The organism is Mycetocola sp. Y791, assembly GCF_059445325.1.
This window is the reverse complement of record NZ_JCAIUC010000001.1, coordinates 43,641-60,545: the sequence shown is the minus strand read 5'-3', so window position 1 is coordinate 60,545 and position 16,905 is coordinate 43,641. Positions and strand designations below refer to the sequence as shown.

Annotated in this window: 16 protein-coding genes; 2 read left to right on the top strand and 14 right to left on the bottom strand. The window is 62.5% G+C overall.

The features are described 5' to 3' along the window. Window positions 1-2: 2 nt before the first annotated feature. From pcaDC to AC1C2N_RS00280, 5 genes are all read right to left on the bottom strand, one after another. Window positions 3-1,202, bottom strand: a complete 1,200-nt coding sequence (gene pcaDC / locus AC1C2N_RS00300) for a bifunctional 3-oxoadipate enol-lactonase/4-carboxymuconolactone decarboxylase PcaDC (RefSeq protein WP_495432427.1) — start codon at window positions 1,200-1,202, stop codon at window positions 3-5. Next, a complete protein-coding gene (locus AC1C2N_RS00295; protein WP_495432426.1) occupies window positions 1,199-2,398 on the bottom strand; it encodes a lyase family protein in 1,200 nt (399 codons plus the stop codon). Before AC1C2N_RS00295 ends, pcaDC begins: the two co-directional genes overlap by 4 nt. Beyond that, window positions 2,391-2,966: a protocatechuate 3,4-dioxygenase subunit alpha gene (gene pcaG / locus AC1C2N_RS00290; RefSeq protein WP_495432425.1), complete on the bottom strand. Its 576-nt coding sequence runs from the start codon at window positions 2,964-2,966 to the stop codon at window positions 2,391-2,393. The genes AC1C2N_RS00295 and pcaG overlap by 8 nt, the downstream gene beginning before the upstream one ends. After that, complete coding sequence (gene pcaH / locus AC1C2N_RS00285) at window positions 2,959-3,747, bottom strand: protocatechuate 3,4-dioxygenase subunit beta (RefSeq protein WP_495432424.1); 789 nt, start codon at window positions 3,745-3,747, stop codon at window positions 2,959-2,961. The genes pcaG and pcaH overlap by 8 nt, the downstream gene beginning before the upstream one ends. A 243-nt stretch (window positions 3,748-3,990) precedes the next feature. Further along, window positions 3,991-4,620: a MerR family transcriptional regulator gene (locus AC1C2N_RS00280; protein WP_495432422.1), complete on the bottom strand. Its 630-nt coding sequence runs from the start codon at window positions 4,618-4,620 to the stop codon at window positions 3,991-3,993. Window positions 4,621-4,705: 85 nt separating this feature from the next. On the opposite strand from AC1C2N_RS00280, the gene AC1C2N_RS00275 reads away from it, so the two are divergent. After that, on the top strand, window positions 4,706-4,981 hold the full coding sequence (locus AC1C2N_RS00275) for a hypothetical protein (protein ID WP_483405037.1): 276 nt from the start codon (window positions 4,706-4,708) through the stop codon (window positions 4,979-4,981). Window positions 4,982-5,127: 146 nt separating this feature from the next. On the opposite strand, the gene AC1C2N_RS00270 is transcribed toward AC1C2N_RS00275, so the two are convergent. From AC1C2N_RS00270 to AC1C2N_RS00235, 8 genes are all read right to left on the bottom strand, one after another. Beyond that, window positions 5,128-5,796 (bottom strand): DUF4166 domain-containing protein, encoded by a 669-nt coding sequence (locus tag AC1C2N_RS00270; protein WP_483405036.1) that lies wholly within the window; start codon window positions 5,794-5,796, stop codon window positions 5,128-5,130. A 261-nt stretch (window positions 5,797-6,057) separates the two neighbouring features. Continuing rightward, on the bottom strand, window positions 6,058-6,978 hold the full coding sequence (locus tag AC1C2N_RS00265) for a carbohydrate kinase family protein (RefSeq protein ID WP_483405035.1): 921 nt from the start codon (window positions 6,976-6,978) through the stop codon (window positions 6,058-6,060). A gap of 28 nt (window positions 6,979-7,006) precedes the next feature. Then, window positions 7,007-8,410, bottom strand: a complete 1,404-nt coding sequence (locus AC1C2N_RS00260) for a glycoside hydrolase family 32 protein (protein ID WP_483405034.1) — start codon at window positions 8,408-8,410, stop codon at window positions 7,007-7,009. Between the two features lie 90 nt (window positions 8,411-8,500). Then, complete coding sequence (locus tag AC1C2N_RS00255; RefSeq protein WP_483405033.1) at window positions 8,501-10,114, bottom strand: ABC transporter substrate-binding protein; 1,614 nt, start codon at window positions 10,112-10,114, stop codon at window positions 8,501-8,503. 43 nt (window positions 10,115-10,157) lie between these two features. After that, on the bottom strand, window positions 10,158-11,138 hold the full coding sequence (locus tag AC1C2N_RS00250; RefSeq protein WP_483405032.1) for a carbohydrate ABC transporter permease: 981 nt from the start codon (window positions 11,136-11,138) through the stop codon (window positions 10,158-10,160). Window positions 11,139-11,145: 7 nt separating this feature from the next. Continuing rightward, window positions 11,146-11,955, bottom strand: coding sequence for an ABC transporter permease (locus AC1C2N_RS00245; RefSeq protein ID WP_483405031.1), 810 nt, complete (start codon window positions 11,953-11,955; stop codon window positions 11,146-11,148). A gap of 155 nt (window positions 11,956-12,110) precedes the next feature. After that, on the bottom strand, window positions 12,111-13,115 hold the full coding sequence (locus AC1C2N_RS00240) for a LacI family DNA-binding transcriptional regulator (RefSeq protein WP_483405877.1): 1,005 nt from the start codon (window positions 13,113-13,115) through the stop codon (window positions 12,111-12,113). A 620-nt stretch (window positions 13,116-13,735) separates the two neighbouring features. Further along, a complete protein-coding gene (locus tag AC1C2N_RS00235) occupies window positions 13,736-14,332 on the bottom strand; it encodes a hypothetical protein (protein ID WP_495432421.1) in 597 nt (198 codons plus the stop codon). Between the two features lie 510 nt (window positions 14,333-14,842). Between AC1C2N_RS00235 and AC1C2N_RS00230 the strand changes: the two genes are divergently transcribed. Next, window positions 14,843-15,874: an NAD(P)-dependent alcohol dehydrogenase gene (locus AC1C2N_RS00230; RefSeq protein WP_483405030.1), complete on the top strand. Its 1,032-nt coding sequence runs from the start codon at window positions 14,843-14,845 to the stop codon at window positions 15,872-15,874. A 319-nt stretch (window positions 15,875-16,193) separates the two neighbouring features. Here AC1C2N_RS00230 and AC1C2N_RS00225 read toward each other — a convergent pair whose 3' ends face one another. Then, a complete protein-coding gene (locus AC1C2N_RS00225; RefSeq protein ID WP_483405029.1) occupies window positions 16,194-16,781 on the bottom strand; it encodes a TetR/AcrR family transcriptional regulator in 588 nt (195 codons plus the stop codon). Window positions 16,782-16,905: the final 124 nt, after the last annotated feature.

Sequence of the window (16,905 nt, the reverse complement as noted above, 5' to 3'; positions counted from 1 at the left end):
AGCTAGTCCGACGCGTGGACGCTGTCATCATCCGACTCGGCGAACACCGCGCGCATGATGGCGAGCGCTGCGTTGGCCGAAGGCAGTCCCGCATAGAGGGCGGTGTGGAGGATCACCTCGGCGATGTCGCTGCGGCCGAGCCCGTTGCGCAAAGCAGCACGCACATGCATCCGGATTTCGGCTTCGTGCCCCCCGGTGACGAGGGACGCCAGGGTGGCGATGCTCCGCTCGCGGCGGGACAGTTGGGTCCGAGCCCAGATCTCACCCCAGGCGTAGCGGGTGATGAAGTCCTGGAATGCGGCGGTCTCCGGAGTGATCGCCCTCAGCGCGGCATCCACGTGAGCATCACCGAGGACAGCCCGGCGCACCCCCATTCCTGTGTCGTACGGTGTCGCCGACAAAGTGTCGCCCGCAGCGCGCAGGAGCCCCACCAGCAGCGACGCTGCCTCGGCGGGCTTTTCGAGCGGAGCGAGGTGCGATGCGCCGGCCAGCTCCGCGAAACGTGCGCGGGGCATCACATCGGCCATGGCTCTCATCGAGGCGGTGGTCGTGACCTGGTCGTGCTCTCCGCTCACGAGCAGAGCGTCCACCTCGATGCCTGCGAGCGAGGGCGTCCGATCGAAGCGCCCCAGGGCATCCGTGCACAGGGCGTATGACTCGTCGTCCACCTCGATAAGAGTGCCGAGCCCCCTGGCCCCCTGGCCGTTCGGGTTGTTCTCGAGGTAACCCGGCGCGTACCAGCGTGCGGCACTGCCTGTGACGAGGGATGCCGTTCCTGAACGTCGAACCTGATCTGCACGTTCTGCCCAGCCCTCGGCATCGCCGATGCGGGAACCGCTGCAGAACAACGCAAGACTCAGCAGCCGTTCCGGATGGGTCGAGGCGAGCTCGAGGGCGATCGTGCCGCCGAGGGAGAGCCCGGCGACATGGAACCGACCGCCGCCCAGTTCGTCGACAATCCGGAGCACCGCCTCAGCAAGGTCAGCGATGCTGAACGACTCTCGCGTCGGGGGACTCGCGCCGTGCCCGGGAAGGTCGACGCGGAGAATGCGGACCTGAGGCAAGTCTCGCGTGAGTTCCCCGACGACGCCGACCCACACCGCGGTGGTCGTGCCGAGCGACGGCAGCAGCACGAGGAGTTCGCTCGCCGTGGCATCGGGTGCCGCCGGAGTGATCGAGCCGATCAGGCGGGGGACGGTCATCGCTGCTCCTTGCGCTCTACGGCTCGAAAGCGGCCGATGGCCGACTCGATGATGCGATCGGATGCGACGCGAGTGGCTGCGGGATCCCGCTCGAGACCGGGGCTGAGGAGGCGATTCGCCTCGACCGCTGATCGATCAAAGCTGAGACGTGCGAACATCGACGCTGCGGCATCCGAACTCTCGAGGGCGAGCCTCAGGAGACCACGGAATGCCGACCATTCGGCGTGCCACTCCCCGGCCGGTCTGGCATCCTGCGAGACCGCTGCCGAGTGGACCGTCGCCACCAGCCCCGGCGCCTGCAACCCGTTTGCCGTGAGAAGCACCGCATCAACCGGGTTGCGCTTGTGCGGCATCGCCGAGGATCCGCCCGTTGCGCCGAGCAATGCTTCGCCGATCTCGGTGCGCGCGAGAAATGCCACGTCCCGGCCGATACGTCCGAGGGCTGCTGTGACAAGGGCTGCGGCCGAGGCAACCCGGAGGACGTGGCTCCGCTCGGTGTGCCAGGAGCACTCGGGGTCGACGAGCCCCATCTGGCCAGCCAGCGCCGAGCGCAACCGGTCTGCCGTGTGCGGCACGCCTGCCTCGCGATCGAAGTCCTCGCCAGTGCCAACGGCACCAGCGAGCTGCACCGGGAAACCGGCCGAGGTCAGAGCGCCCATCGCCGCGGTGACGCCGTCGAGCCAGCCGGCGACGGACACCCCCACTGTGCTCTGAGCGGCGTGCTGCCCCAGCGTTCGCCCGATCGAGAGTGTGTACCGCTCGCCGATAGCGAGAGCGACGAGGCTCTCGCCCGCGGTGCGCAGGCGTTCGCGGGCATCGCCCAGAGCCCTCTGCGCGACGAGCATCAGAGCGGTATCGAGGATGTCCTGGCTGGTCGCGCCCTGATGGACGTGAACGCCAGAGCCGGGGACCGCTGACTCGGCCAGTGAGCGAAGTTGGACCACAAGCGGGATGACGGGAACACCGCCCGCGCGGCTCCCGGCAATCAGCTCGGCCCGATCGAGCTTCGCGCTCTGCAGCGCCTGGGACACCTCGCTGAGGTCTTCACCGAGAACGTGGCCACGCGCCAGAACCAGTGCGCGCTCCACGTCGACGAGCGCTTGGAGGACGGCGTCATCCGATGTGACCGCAGCGGTTACGGCGAGGGGTTCAAGCAGCCCCCAGTCGGTCGCCGCCACATTCGGACGCTCAGCCATGAATCTCCGCATCGAAATTCAGGAAGACGGTTTCGCCGTCGCCCTGCAGTCGTATATCGAAACGGTAGCTCCTCTCGGCATCCTGAGCCGCGATCAGCGTGCCCCGACGCGCCGGATCCACGCGGCCCAGGAACGGGTCAGCGTCGTTGCGTCCGGCCTCATCTCCGAAGTACGCGCGGGTAAACAAGTGGTGGGTGAGCCCGCGGGCAAAGACTGTGACGAGGACATAGGGCGCGGCATCCGGCCGGGTTGGACCCGGTTTGATTGTCGAGAAGCTGTAGTTGCCCGCCCTGTCGACGGCGGCGCGGCCGAATCCCGTCACTGTGTAGCCGTCCCGATCGAGACTCCCTCGCTCGGAAATCACCTGCCCCGAGGCATCCGCATGCCAGATTTCGACGATGGCGTCGGGAATGGGTTCACCCGCGCCGTCGAAGACGGTTCCGTGAAAGCGGATGCCGTCGGCGTGCCACGGGGCTGCGACCTGCGGACCCCCGGGGTACGGCAGGGCGTAGCCGAAGAAGGGGCCAACCGTCTGTGACGGCGTCTGACCTGGTGTTGTTTCAGGCATGATCAGAATCCTCCGGTTCCATCCAGGTTGATCGTGGCCCGGTGAGGACCACGTCCCAGCGGTAGCCGATCGCCCACTCCGGTTCGCTGACGTCATGGTCGTAGCGCGCGACGAGGCGGTCCCTCGCGGCGGGATCGACGATGGACTGGTAGATCGGGTCCAGGCCGAACAACGGGTCACCGGGGAAGTACATCTGGGTGATCAGTCGCTGCGTGAACGCGGAACCGAAGAACGAGAAGTGGATGTGCGCCGGCCGCCAGGCATTGCGGTGGTTCTTCCAGGGGTAGGCGCCCGGCTTGATGGTCGTGAGCCGGTATTCGCCGTTGTCACCCGTGATCAGCCGCCCGACCCCGGTGAAGTTCGGGTCGAGGGGAGCCGGATGCTGGTCGCGCTTGTGCACGTAACGCCCCGACGCATTCGCCTGCCAGATCTCGACGAGCTGGTTCCGCACCGGGCGACCGTCTCCGTCCATCACACGGCCGGTCACAATGATGCGTTCGCCGAGCGGTTCGCCCGGGTGCTGGATCGTGAGGTCGTTCTCCTCCGCGGCCACATCCGTGTGGCCGAAGGCGGGTGACACCAGTTCGATTTCCTCCGGGTCCGCTCGCACGAGTTCGTGGGTCGGATGCCGAAGAACGGTGCTGCGATACGGTGCGAAGTTGCGCGGCGGGTGCGGCGCGAGCGGACGTCCGGCGCTGTGCGCCCGTGCAGCGTGCTCAGCATGCAGCGCCGCGATCTCGTCCGAAATCGTCGTCTGGGTTTCTGGCGTCTGATTCGTCATGACGTCCTTTCTCGTCGGAGGCGGACGGCTGTTGGAACCCGGCAGCGCCAATCTGACCAGTGACGCTCCTCGCGCATGGTGGAACCTCCCCCGGAATGGAAGGTTGCTGATAACCCTGCCCCGTCGGGCAGGGCAGGGCGGCGGACGTTTCATTCAGTGGGACAGGCCACCTCCCGCGCACCATCGGTTGGCTGTAGACCGTATTGCAATCGCAGAACGCGGTAGCACGGTCACGGGTGACCTCTAGCGTGCGTTAACGGTGAGATTTTGATGCGCGAGCCGACGGATCGCCGCCAAAATGGGCTCGTACAGAGCCGTGCCCAGTACCGCATACTGCAGAGCCGCCTCCGGGTCGCCGGTCGGCATCCCATCGATTTCCGCCCGCGCCATTGCCATGATGTGGTCGCCGTAGAGCCGCAATCGGGCCGGAGTAACCGGAATCCCGGCCTCTTCGGCGGCGAGCAGTGCCTCATCCAGTTGAGCGAACGCGGCCATGCGCTCGTTCGACGCGTTGTAGGTCGGCGGCAGAGCAGCCAGCGCCGCAGCGGCGCGCGGGTAGCGATCCGTCTCATCGCCAGCTGACTCGTCGCTCGGATTGCTACTCGCGAGAGCCTCGACCGCCCGCCCGAGCATGTCGTAGATGGTTCCTTCAGGGTGATCGATCACGGCGAGAATCTTCTTCGCCCGGTTCAGGGGAAGCCCAGCAACGATCGTGAGCGACCGGATCAGTCGCAACCTGTCGAGGTGCTTTTCGTCGTACTCCGCGCGGGTTGCGCTGGTGCTGCGACCGGGAGGCAGCATGCCCTCCCGGATGTAGAACTTGACCGTCGCCAGCGGCACATCGGCCCGGCGAACGAGTTCTGAAATTTGCATCTTGCCCCCATTGGATATTAGGAGTATCTTATCATTAGATAGTCAAGTATCCAATCGAGTTCCACCAAACGAAGGAAGTCGCACAATGTCCAATTCCACTGATCTCTACCAGGCCGCCCGTCAACGCGTGATCGCGAAGACGACATACAAATGGGTGTTCGCAGCGCTGGCGGCCATCGCCGCCGTCCAGGTGATCATCTGGTACCTCACGACTCCCGAAGGCTACTTCTGGCCCGTCTGGCCCATCATCGGAATGCTGATCGCCGCGCTCGCCTGGGGCATTCCCCTCTTTGGACGGCACGGTGGCGTCTCGGAGGAACGGGTCCAGGCAGAGGTTGCCCGGATGCGTGCACATCACTAGCCAGAGGCGGGAACGACCCTTGTCTGGCCTGTTCCATGAGGCCGAACCAACGGCCCATGCATACCAACGAAACAGCCCCGGAGAGACGGCCGTGATCGGCGTCGCCCGGGGCTGCATCACGGATGCCGCCTGTCCCCTTCGCCTGCCTAGACTCGACGCTCGTGACGCCGCGGCTTCAACCGATCGGGGGCGTCAGAGGCTGGAACATAGTCGCAGGTGAACTCACCGTCGTAGCCGAAGAGGAATCCAAAGACACGATTCCTCACCTCGAGGCGGATCCGGTAGACGTTCGCCTCATCATCGAATGACTCATGCAATTCGGCTCTCCCACTGAACAGCATGGGAAATCGGAACGCGACAGGTCCCTCGTAAAAGCGTTGGGCATCAGAACGCAGACGCAAGGATCCGTCTGGTCCGACGGACAGGTCCAGGTCAACCGCGAGGTGTTGATGCGTCCCCAGGTAGTCGACCACCTTCCCGTCGCTCAGGATCATCGTCGCGTCGAATCTGCTGGGTGTGCGGCGCACGCGGTACTCGCGCACGAAGGTGACGGTCTCGCGCCCATACGGATCGCGGTAGGGGTAATTTTCGATGGTGAACGGCACGTTGGCCCCGAGGTCGGGAATCAGAATGTTGCGAAACTTACCCAAACGAAGGAACGGGACTGTCCACCACGGCCCTCGCTTGATGTGGGCCATCGTGCCGCGGCCGACACATCCGTAGCCCGCATCAAGTCCGACCCCAAACCGCCGTTGCAGCATCGGGTGCAGCCGCTGAAAGTCGGGGCCGAGGGCCTGTTCGAAGATCGATGTCACGGGTTCTCCAGAGCGCCCCTGGTGGCCGGAGCCTGAGTCATTCCGCTTCCGCGTCGCGGAGCTCCCACACATCCCGTCGGCTTCAGGTTGTGTTCACCATCACATCAGCTTGCAGCACCATCGGGCGCCACGGCCGCAACCCGAAGCGTGTCTCGGGCCGAACGTCGCACGCAGGCCTCGCCCGAGTATTTGGCTTGATCGTTTCCTCAAACCAATTTCCTACGAGCCGATCTGAGGCGCGTCATCAAGAGAATTTTCGTCTCAGGCCCCGTCGCCATACCGAACGCTTGTGAGCTCAGCCCGATACGGTGGATTCGAACCCGTCCGGGACGTTGTGATGCCCGCTACAGTGGCGGCCCAAGCTCCTAGACGGCCAAGCGCAGACGGTGTGAGGTCTTCGAGCCCGTATCGTCGAACGTCGTCGATGATTGCCCCCATTGCGGAGTCCCCTGACCCGATGGTGTCAGCGACGGTGATCCGAGCCGCCGGGACGAGGACGCTCGCGTGTCGTGAAGCGAGAACCATTCCGTCGCTTCCCTGCGTGATGACGGCCAGTCGGACGCCGAGATCGAGCAGTCGTTCGATCACATTCTCCGGAGGTAGGTCGGAGTAGAGCCATTGTGCGTCTTCGTCACTCATCTTTACGACATCGGCGAGGGAAGCCAGCGTTTCAAACCGTTCGAGAGCGTCATCTTTTGCTCCGATAATCGAGGGTCGTATGTTCGGGTCGAGACTGCTTGTGACCCCGGCCGGAAGCGATCGCAGAAGTTCACGGACTTGATCAGCGCCCGGGAGGAGAAATGCGGCGATGGAACCGATGTGGACGTGACCCGCTTGTCCGAGTTCTGGCACGACCGGTTCCCAGATGATGTCGAATGTGTACTGCGCGGAGCCGTCTGCTTGTATACGCGCAAGCGCCGTCGGTGTTCGCTTGGCGTCACTCGAAATCACATCCACGTGTGACTCGCTGAGGTGTGCCCTGGCCTGCCGCCCGCGCTCGTCGTCGGCGATGTAGGTCACGAGTCGCACCTCGTGGCCGAGTCGGCCAAGGCTGAGGGCGACGTTCGCCGGTGACCCGCCGACGTGCTCGGTACGAGTTCCGTCGCGTTCGACGATGTCTATGATCGTCTCCCCCACCACGAGCACCTCGCGTTCCGCTGATGAGTAGTTTCTGTTGGCCACTTTTCCTCCGACGCTCTGCTCGTTGTCGCTAGGGCGTGAGCTGTTCAACGTGGAGCTCGGTTAACGGCGCTGACGGGTAGACCTGCTCGGTGAAAGCGACGAGACCTCCGGCGGCGTAGACCTCGACGATCGAGGAATCAACGATGACGAGTAGGTCAATCTCGCTCATGTACCCAGCAGGGATCGGCGCCCAGTCCACAGATGGGAACTCAGGGTGGAACGTCACGTTTCCGCTCTGGGTGCGGTCGAATGTGATGCTCTTGTCATCTCCGTCGATCGTGATGACGACGCGATCGGTGCCGGTCTCCCCGGTAAGGACCACGGCCGTTCTGTCATCCGCCCCGCACGGGACGGACAGGTCGAAGACGGTGACGCCAGAAGTGCCGGCGGGTAGCACGGGCTGTTGTCGGACTCGGTACCGGCCGCTGTGGTCGCGGACGAGTGTGACTTCGCGCACCAAGGACATGGCGGAACGCCACGGGTGCGTTGGCGTTTGACCAGCGTATTGCCAGTTGCTGGCCCAACCGATCATCAGGCGACGTCCGTCCGGAGCGTCGTTGAATGAGACCGGCGCGTAGTAGTCACGGCCGTAGTCCAGCCAGTCGTAGTCGGCCAGATCGACAGAATTGGAGAGCCGTTCCGGGGTGAAGGTCGTCCCATCGAAGTCGCCGACAAAGTACTGAGAACCGGACCCACCGGCGATGCCGCCGGGGTTAAGGCTGACGACGAGCACCCAACGGGTCTCGTCCGTGCCGTCCACGCGGAGGGGGAACAGGTCCGGGCACTCCCAGACGCCCTCTACGGCGTGAGCGGGGCCGAAGCGTGATCGCAGGGTCCAGTTTCGGAGGTTGGCGGAGGTATAGATAACGACCTGGCGGGCGACTGCTTCTACCGCGACCATGACCCAGTGTCCGTAGATGCCGCCGTGCCAAAACACCTTGGGGTCGCGGAACTCGTCAGATCCGATGTCCAACACCGGGTTACCGGAGTAGCGGGTCCACGTTGCTCCGCTGTCAACGCTGTATGCGAGTGACTGGGCCTGGTTTCCGGGAAGGTCGTCGCGGGGTGGACGAGCGCTGGTGTAGATCGCGACGAGCGCGGTCTCGCCCTCCTTCGCGAAACCAGCAGTGTTGTGAACATCGGCCACGGCGCTACCGGAGAACACCATTTCGTCTGCCGTGTACGAAATCGCAATGTCCTGCTCGACCCAGGTGACGAGATCAGTGGACGTTGCATGCCCCCACGACAGGTTCCCCCACACATTCGCGTGTGGGTTGGTCTGGAAGAACAGGTGATAGATACCGGCGTAATAGAGGAGTCCGTTGGGATCATTGAGCCACGACGTGGCAGCGGTGAAATGTGCGGCCGGGCGCGCCGGGGCGCCGTTGGTTTGGTCGGCGACTGTCGCTACTTCGGGGCGGGGGGCGGTCACAAAGAACTCCTGATGGATCGGTGGGGTCAATACTCGGGCGAAACGGTTGTGACGCCGGTGCGGGAGAGTGTCTCCCGCACCGGCGAACGGTTACTTCCCGCCTTGCTGGAAACGGTCATAGGCGCTCTGATAGGTCGCGATGACGTCGTCGACGCCCATGGACTCGAGCTGGGAGACGTATCCCTTCCATTCGTCATCGACGGTGCCGTTGACGATCCAGGATGCGAACTTCTCTTTGACGAAAGTGTTGATATCGGTGGCAGCGAAGGACACCTGCTTCAGCTCGTCGTTCGACAACATCACGGGCGGGTAAGCATCGTTCGCCTTGTATGGCGAGTAGTACTCTGCGACGAGGTCCTGTCGTTCCTTGGCGCGGGGCTCGGGCGCGACGACGCTTTCGAAGTCCTCTTTGGTTGTGACCTTAGGTCCACCGGGGGCGACCTTTTGGCGGCGTTCACCTTCGGATTCTCCTGCTGCTGCGGGGATCTGCTGAAGGACGCCGTTCTCGTCTTCTTCAAGAGTGACGCCGATCGGCCCCCAGTTGGCCTGCGCAGACATCACCGGGTCGAACAGCCGGTCAGCCCAACGCATCGTGGCCGCGGGGTATTCGTTCGCACGGGTGATCACCATTGCGCCGCGGCCAATTTCTTGGTTGTTGGCAACGCTTGCCAGCTTCTCGCCGTTGACGCCTTCGAGAATGCCGACCATTTCGTAGTCGCCCACCCGGTCGTCGCCGACCATCTCTTTCAGCTCCCACCAGAAGAAGGAACCGAGCACCGGGGTCGCTGACTTGCCTTTGGACAGGTATGCGACATCGTCCTGGGAGAAGGACTCGGGGTCGATCAGGCCGTCGGCGTACCAGTCGGCCAGCGCTTCGACGCCGGCTTTGTAACCATCGGTGTTCGCGGTGAATTCGACTTTGTCGTCCCGGACGATCCGGTGGTCGTTGTTCTCCGGCTGCCCGCCGAGGGCAGCGATCAGGTCATTAGGGTTTGCACAGAAAGAATCTGTTCGGAATGACAGCGGGATCTCATCTGCTTTCCCGTTACCGTTTGGGTCCTGGGTCTTGAAAGCTTCAAGGGCCACCCGGTAGTCCTCAATGGTGGAGGGCATGGGTAATCCGAGCGCGTCGAGCCAGGACTTGTTGATGTAGAGGAAGTTCGGGTACTGCAGAACGCCAAGCTCTTCCACCGACGGGAGGGTGTAGATGTGGCCGTCGGAAGCTGTGATGGCAGCTCGAATGTCGGGCCGATCCTTGAGTATCCCGGAAAGCGTTGGTGCATGTTCCTTGATGAGGTCCTCGAGCGGCAACAGAGTCCCGTTGTCGCCATTCTCAACGATCTCTGCGTCCGTGAGCCCTGAGTTGTAGAGGACATCGGGCAGCTCATCGCTGGCTAACATGAGGTTCTTCTTCTCGGCATACACCTGCTCGGGGAGGTTCTTCCACGTGATTGCGATGTTGGTGTCTTTCTCCCACTGTTTGACGAGTTCCATCTCGGAGTAGTCGGGAGCGAGAGCTGATTTGGTGCCGCCGAAGGTGAGAGCGAGAGTTTTGTCGACAATCGGGAGACCTTCTTCGTTGAAGCCGAAGTCAGCTGACTTGTCTTCGATTTTCTTGGCGTCCCCTCCGCCTGCGCAGCCGGCGAGGAGGACGCTGCCCGCGATAGCGATCGCGGTAGCAGTGTAGAAACGGCGATGTCTCATGTTCTTTCCTTTTGTTCGAGGTGTGGTGGAGGGAGGAAGGTGGTTAGCTCTTGACGGCGCCAAGCAGTGCGCCCTTGGTGAAGTGCTTCTGCATGAAAGGAAGGACGATCAGCAGCGGGATCGTGGAGATGACGATCATTCCGTACTTGATCAGTTCTCCCAGGCGTTGTGCGGCAGCGTAGGAATCCAGTGCCCCGGTGCCTCCTGCGGAAGTCACTTCGGACTGTATGAGCACGTTGCGGAGCACTAGCTGAAGGGGGTATTTGCTGTCGTCGTCGAGGAAGATCAAGGCGTCGAAGAACGCGTTCCAGTTGGCCACGAGGTGGATCATGATCATAAGGAAAATCAGTGGTTTGGACAGCGGCAGCACGATGCTGAAGAAGAATCGAAAGTCGTTGGCTCCGTCCATCTGCGCGGCGTCGCGGAGCTCCCCAGGAACGTTGTTCTCGAAGAAGGCCCTGGCGATGATGAGGTTCCACACTCCGACCGCTCCCGGCAGCACAACAGCCCAGATGGTGTCCAGCATGCCGAGGTCGCGAACGACCAGGTAGCGGGCGATGAGACCACCGTCGATGAACATCGTGATGATGAACAGCAGCATGAAGAACGTGCGCCCGTAGAGATCTTTCCGGGACAACGCATATGCGGCACAGAGAATCGTCGTGACGCTGATGATCGTTCCCAGCACGGTATACAGGACGGAGTTGCCGAACCCGCGGAGAATGGTTGGGTCGGAGAAGATCCGCGTATAGCCCTCGATCGTGAACCCTTGTGGCCATAACCACACGTTTCCGTTGAGGATCTCGGTCGGCTCGCTAACGGAGGCGATGACGATGAAGTACATCGGGTAGATGATGGCGACCATGGCCAGAACGAGAGTGCCAATCGCGATCGTGTTGAAAACCGGGTCTGCAAAACGATTGCCGACGCTGCCCCGTTTTTTCGGCCGCGGGTACTCCAGGCCGTCAGCGGAGGGCGACGACTTCACAAGTCGTTCAGGTGCACTGGGAAGTGTGTGGGTCATGGCGTCATCACCAAAGGCTCGATTGGCCCGAACGGCGGGCGACCCAGTTGAAGGTCAGCAGCAGAACGAGGTTGATTAGGGAGTTGAACAGCCCAATTGCGGCTGAGTAGCTGAACTGTGCTTGTTGCAAGCCCGCTTTGTAGACATAGGTTTGGATGACTTCGGACGTGGGCAGGTTGAGATCGGTTTGCATCAGCAGGACCTTCTCGAAGCCGAGGTTGAACAGGTTGCCGATCGCGAGGATAAATAGGATCGTGATTACCGGCATGATGCCGGGGATGTCGATGTGCCGGATCCGCTGCCACTTATTCGCTCCGTCGACTCGAGCGGCTTCGTGCAGCGCAGGGTCGATCGCAGTGAGCGCCGCGAGGTAAACGATCATCGAGAAACCGGCGTTCTGCCAGATGTCCGACCCGATGTACAACGGCCGGAACCAGTCCGGAGACCCCATAAAGAAAATCGGGTCGCCCCCAAAGGTCACGATCGCGTTGTTGACGATTCCTGATCGCGGAGAGAACAGCAGGTGGATCATCCCGACCACAACGACGACCGAAATGAAGGACGGCGAGTACAGCACAGTCTGAGTGAGCTTCTTGAATCGGTCGCTCTGCAGCTGGTTCACGATGAGCGCGAGGATTATCGGCACCGGGAACGCGAGCAGCAAACCCAGCGCGTTCACGGTCAGAGTGTTCACCAGAAGTCGCTCGAATTGGAACGACTCGACAAATCGGATGAAGTGCTCCAACCCGACCCACGGACTGCCGGCGAACCCGTCAGCGGGGTTGTAGTCGCGGAAGGCGATCTGGGCTCCATACATCGGCCAGTACTTAAACAGCACAATGTAGACAACTGCCGGGGTTAGTAATACGTATAACTGCCATGACTGAAGTGCGCGCCGTAGGCGCGAACGCGCTCGACTGCGTTTGAGTTCTGGCCTTGCTCGGGAGATTATCTGCGGCGATGTTTCTGTGGTCATGCGGGCACCTTTGCACTCGCCACTGATCCACGACGGACCAATGAACATTCGATGGGATTTTGGGTCGGCTCCTCAGCGGCGAGAAGCAGTTCGACGGCCCGGCGGGCCATCTCCTCATAGGGCAGCGCAACGGTGGTCAGCCCAGGGTCAAGGTAGGGCGCGAGGGTGTCTTGATTATCAAAGCCGACGATCGAGCAGTCGTCCGGCACGCGAAGGTCAAGCGACTCCAGGGCGCGGTATGCGCCCCACGCGGTCCGGTCGTTGCCACAAAAGATCGCAGTCGGTCGCTCAGTCTCCTTCATGAGAGCTCGCGTCAGGTCGAAGCCGTCTTCAACGATTCCGGAACCATACCGGACGAAACGCGGGTCCTCCCCGATGCCAGCTTCATTAAGGGCTCGGCGGTAACCCGCGAGTCGACCGATCCCTGCGGGCAAATCGCTATCAGATGACTGAATGTTGATCATCCCGATCCGCGTATGGCCCGCTTCGATTAGATGCTTCGCGGCAGTGTATCCGCCCAGCTCCTCATCGGGGAAGACGCTGGGCACCAGGCGAGCGCGATCCTGCGCATTGACGACCACGGTAGGTATTCCCGCCAAGGCTGCTGGCACATCGAGAACGCGGTGGTACATCGAGGCGTAAACGACGCCTTGAACGCGGTAGGACAGCATCATTTCGATCGCGGCCGCTTCGAGCTCGGGTTCGTTGAACGTATCGACGCTGAGGATAACGTTTCCCGATTCCCAGGCGCAGAGCTGGCTTCCTTTGAGGAGTTTGCCGGCGAAGGGGGCGCTTGCGACTTCGTCTGAGATGAAACCGATCATTCCCGACTTGCCGCTTCGAAGGGACCTGGCGAAAGCGTTTGTGCGGAAACCAAGTTCCTCGACCGCGTCGAGGACACGGGCCTTGGTCGCGTCAGCTACTCGACTTCCGCCAACGTTATTGAGCACGAGGGAGACCGTCGCCTGAGACACTCCGGCGCGCTCGGCCACTTCCCACATTGTCGGGCTATTGCGTTTGGGTACCATGTCTCACCTCCTCGTAAGCCAGTTATTCGTATAACTCACACAGAGTAACCCGCTCGCACCCCCGGCGTCAACAAAGACATTTGCGTTCAGCTGAAGTAAGCAATTGCTGCCACTCCAACCTGCGCGCCCCGTGAACGGCCATCCCAAATCGCCTGCGCCTTGAGCATCCGTAATCTCGGAGTTCAATCAACTCAGGCTGGCGACGACCATGGCAGTGCAGCGACACAGCGCTGAGTCGAGATCCCGCTGCCAGGCCAGCGGCGAGCCAGACCGGCGCAGGGCGCCAACAAAAAAGCCCGGAGAGACAGCCGTAATCGACGTCTTTCCGGGGCATACCGTGCGCCCGAAGGGATTCGAACCCCCAGCCCTTTTGATCCGTAGAGAGAGCGGACGAACGTGACGAAGCAAGCGGGACCATCTCGAACCGTCCCACAGCCGACCGGGCCGCCCAGCACTTGGGCAGTTGCTGGGTTCGGATCACGGTCGGCGCCGAAGCGGTTCGGCGACGTGAGTAATGACTCAGCGAGGCACGGCCGGAGGGGTTCCGGCGGGCATTGCAGATGCGATCAGTACCGGTTTGAGCGCATCAAAGCTCAGCGGCATCGTCGGTGTCCTTGCCCTTGTACGTGAGGAGCGGCACGCACACCATCGTCGAGCAGATCCAGCATTTCGGTACCGGCCCTCGAGCTGGTCAACGACCTGCACACGGTGAAACACATCTGGGTGCTTCTCGACGTATGCGGCAAGGCCCCTGAGCTTGCCGACGGCTTCGTAATGAACGCACCGTGCAGGTCAACAATCGAAGGCCTTAGCACTCCCGCGGATGCGTGGACGAAGAGGAAGTCGATGTACAGACTGTGCCAGCCGTCCCGCTTCTGCCAGGGAATGACGAGAGCGATCTTGGCCCGATTCGATGGGTTGCGGTACCAAACGACAGCTGCATGGCAGAGCTCCGTCTCGAGCACGTACTGCTCGAGTGACTGCAGGTCAGCTCGGTAGTTGCCGAACTCATCGGAGAGGACATGCCACTTATGGGTCGCCCCTCGCCGGTCACCGTTCGCGCCCGGCGGGATTGTGAAATTAGTTCGTTCGGGCGAGCTGGACTGACGTCGGACGCGGTCGAACTCCTCCCGGGCCGCCTCTGAGAGCCGGGTGGTGGCGGAGTGGTAGCGCTGCAGCCAGGACGGCACCAGCTCAGCTGCGCGCGCCTCAACCCGCTGCGGAGCTCGGGATCTTGAGCGAGAGCGATCGCCAGGATCCTTGTGTCGGTGACATCATCGCCGTCCGGCGCGTGAAGCGAGACTACCTCCGCGGCTGGTTTGACTAACTGGTTGGTTGACTTTCGGACGGGCAGGCCTTACGTTATTGACAAATCAGTAACCGACTAGTTTGTTAGTAGAACTGACCATGTTCCTCTCTCTTCGCCTCGACCCTGGGACGCGTCCGGGACCGGTCTTCATCGCCGGTGTCGCGAACCAGCTCTTCGTCAGTGGCTTCTGGGTGCCCGCCGCGTCCGGGGGCGCGCTCCACACGATCGACCCCAACCCCAAGACGCACGAGAAGAACACCGTCGTCATCGGACTCCGACCAGCAGGGTGCGGCGCAGAGGCGTCACCGTCACAGCTCCGCACCGGCCTCCCCGAAACGCATCCGTCCGCTCCTCATCACCAACCGCACTCCACTACGAAAGAAGAGATCCCATGCGAGAAACCACTGCACTCGTCGCTGTCACGGACGGCCAGCCCCTCACTGCTCAGACCATTCAGAGGCGCGATCTGCGTGGAGACGATGTCGCCATCGACGTGACTTTCTGTGGAGTCTGCCACTCCGACCTCAACGAGATCCACCGCCACGGGAACAAGCCCCTCGTCCCAGGGCACGAATTCGTCGGCCTCGTCACGGCGATAGGAACCGATGTCACTCGATTCCGGCTGGGAGACCCCGTCGCGGTCGGAACCCTCGCCGATTCGTGCGGCGCCTGCTACATGTGTCTTGCCAACCAAGAGAATTACTGCTTGGAATACCCCACCCTCACCTACGGCAGCACCGACCGCATCGACGGAACCGTGACTCAAGGCGGGTACTCGACTGAATACGTAGCGAAGGAGAAGTTCGTCTACGCCCTCCCCGACAAGCTCGACCCCGCCGGCGTCGCTCCCCTCATGTGCGCGGGAGTCACGGTCTGGGAGCCCCTCATCGCCTGGGGCGCCGGACCGGGCAAGACCGTCGGAATCGTGGGACTCGGCGGCCTCGGACACCTCGCCGTGAAGTTCGCCCATGCACTCGGCGCCCACGTCGTCCTGTTCACCACATCCGCGCAGAAGGCCGCCGGTGCGGAACTCTTGGGAGCGGACGAAGTGATCATGTCAAGAGATGAGGCGGCCATGCAGGAGCAAGCGAACCGGTTCGACCTCATCGTCGACACCGCCTCGGCGCCACACGACCTCACCCCGTACCTTCACACCCTCGCGCTCGACGGGACACTGTGCGCTCTCGGCGCGCTCGGTTCCCTGCAATTCGACCCCTTCGCGTTGCTCTTCGGGAGAAGGAGCATCGCCTCAGCAGGCGGCGGAGGAACCACGGGAACACAGGCGATGTTGGACTTCTGCAATGAGCACGGCATCACCGCCGACGTCGAGGTCCTGCCCGCGCGCGACGTCAACACAGCACTCGAGCGACTCGAACGCAACGACGTCCGGTTCCGATTCGTCCTCGACATGAAGGAGCTGTGAAACGCCTCTGGCTCGCGTCGGTTGCCGTGCCGCTCCGTGTGTCCCTGCTCGTCGTTTTCACGCTCAACGTCTCTTCATGCGAGCTTTCGGCGCGCCCACCCGCTGCTTCTCACCGGGATGCTCGGGGCGATCGCACTGTCGATCGTCGTCGTCGAGGCCGGCGGGAGCATAGGGTCGGGCCTGCTCGTTCGTCCGTCTGGCAGTTCGTAACCCCGGCACATGACGCGTGCCGCCACCAACGATGCCGGCCAGCTCTGCCACAGGGTATGCACCGAGTGGATTGATGGACTCGCTCACGAGACCCTCGGTAGTCAGTTGCTCAGATCTGCTGAGTCGACGGCGCGAATCCTCGCGCGACGATTGTTCGCAAGGCATCCCGGCGGCGCTCGTGCTCAGCGGCAGGATCCGTCGGACTAGCGGCGAATACAGTGCTCGTTGGCGACCAGGCCATCGAGATGGCGACAACGCTCGCGATGATGTCGAAGGGATCGAACTTTTCGTCGACGAGACCGGCATCCTGCGCCGCCGCGATAGCGATTTCCTTGTTGCCATATTCGGTCGATAGCTCACTACTGAGATGCCCCGTGGGCCGCCGCTCGAGCCGAGACCACGTCGCCAGCCGCACCAACTCCGGGTGCTCGAGGTGGTCGTCGTAGAGCGCGACCGCGTACCCGGGCAGGTCCTCCGGAGTGAAGGGGACGGCGTCCATGATCGAGTTGATTGCCTCAGCGAAGACAGCGTCAAACAGCAATTCCTTGCTGACGAAGTAGGCATACAACTGTGCTTTGTTGACCCCTGCGTTGTCCGCGATTCGAGCCACGCGAGCTCCGGCAATACCGTACTGCGCGAACTCGGTCTTCGCCGCCTCAAGGATCTTGGCTCGGCTCGCTTCCCCACTTTTTCTCATGGTGACCATGATAGAACCAACTAGTTGGTGCCTGCTTGGTGTCGCGCACTGACGCGCCCGTCCGAGATGCCGGAGTGGGCGAGGCGGGGCCTTCGATGGCTTCAATCCCGAACTGCGCGAACTC

What these genes read in the sequence shown, in the direction of transcription:
- AC1C2N_RS00245 (WP_483405031.1), bottom strand. Translation starts at nt 11,955, where the DNA reads ATGTATGGAGCCCAGATCGCCTTCCGCGACTACAACCCCGCTGACGGG.
- AC1C2N_RS00240 (WP_483405877.1), bottom strand. Translation starts at nt 13,115, where the DNA reads ATGTGGGAAGTGGCCGAGCGCGCCGGAGTGTCTCAGGCGACGGTCTCC.
- AC1C2N_RS00255 (WP_483405033.1), bottom strand. Translation starts at nt 10,114, where the DNA reads ATGAGACATCGCCGTTTCTACACTGCTACCGCGATCGCTATCGCGGGC.
- AC1C2N_RS00275 (WP_483405037.1), top strand. Translation starts at nt 4,706, where the DNA reads ATGTCCAATTCCACTGATCTCTACCAGGCCGCCCGTCAACGCGTGATC.
- AC1C2N_RS00250 (WP_483405032.1), bottom strand. Translation starts at nt 11,138, where the DNA reads ATGACCCACACACTTCCCAGTGCACCTGAACGACTTGTGAAGTCGTCG.
- pcaDC (WP_495432427.1), bottom strand. Translation starts at nt 1,202, where the DNA reads ATGACCGTCCCCCGCCTGATCGGCTCGATCACTCCGGCGGCACCCGAT.
- pcaG (WP_495432425.1), bottom strand. Translation starts at nt 2,966, where the DNA reads ATGCCTGAAACAACACCAGGTCAGACGCCGTCACAGACGGTTGGCCCC.
- pcaH (WP_495432424.1), bottom strand. Translation starts at nt 3,747, where the DNA reads ATGACGAATCAGACGCCAGAAACCCAGACGACGATTTCGGACGAGATC.
- AC1C2N_RS00295 (WP_495432426.1), bottom strand. Translation starts at nt 2,398, where the DNA reads ATGGCTGAGCGTCCGAATGTGGCGGCGACCGACTGGGGGCTGCTTGAA.
- AC1C2N_RS00230 (WP_483405030.1), top strand. Translation starts at nt 14,843, where the DNA reads ATGCGAGAAACCACTGCACTCGTCGCTGTCACGGACGGCCAGCCCCTC.
- AC1C2N_RS00225 (WP_483405029.1), bottom strand. Translation starts at nt 16,781, where the DNA reads ATGAGAAAAAGTGGGGAAGCGAGCCGAGCCAAGATCCTTGAGGCGGCG.
- AC1C2N_RS00280 (WP_495432422.1), bottom strand. Translation starts at nt 4,620, where the DNA reads ATGCAAATTTCAGAACTCGTTCGCCGGGCCGATGTGCCGCTGGCGACG.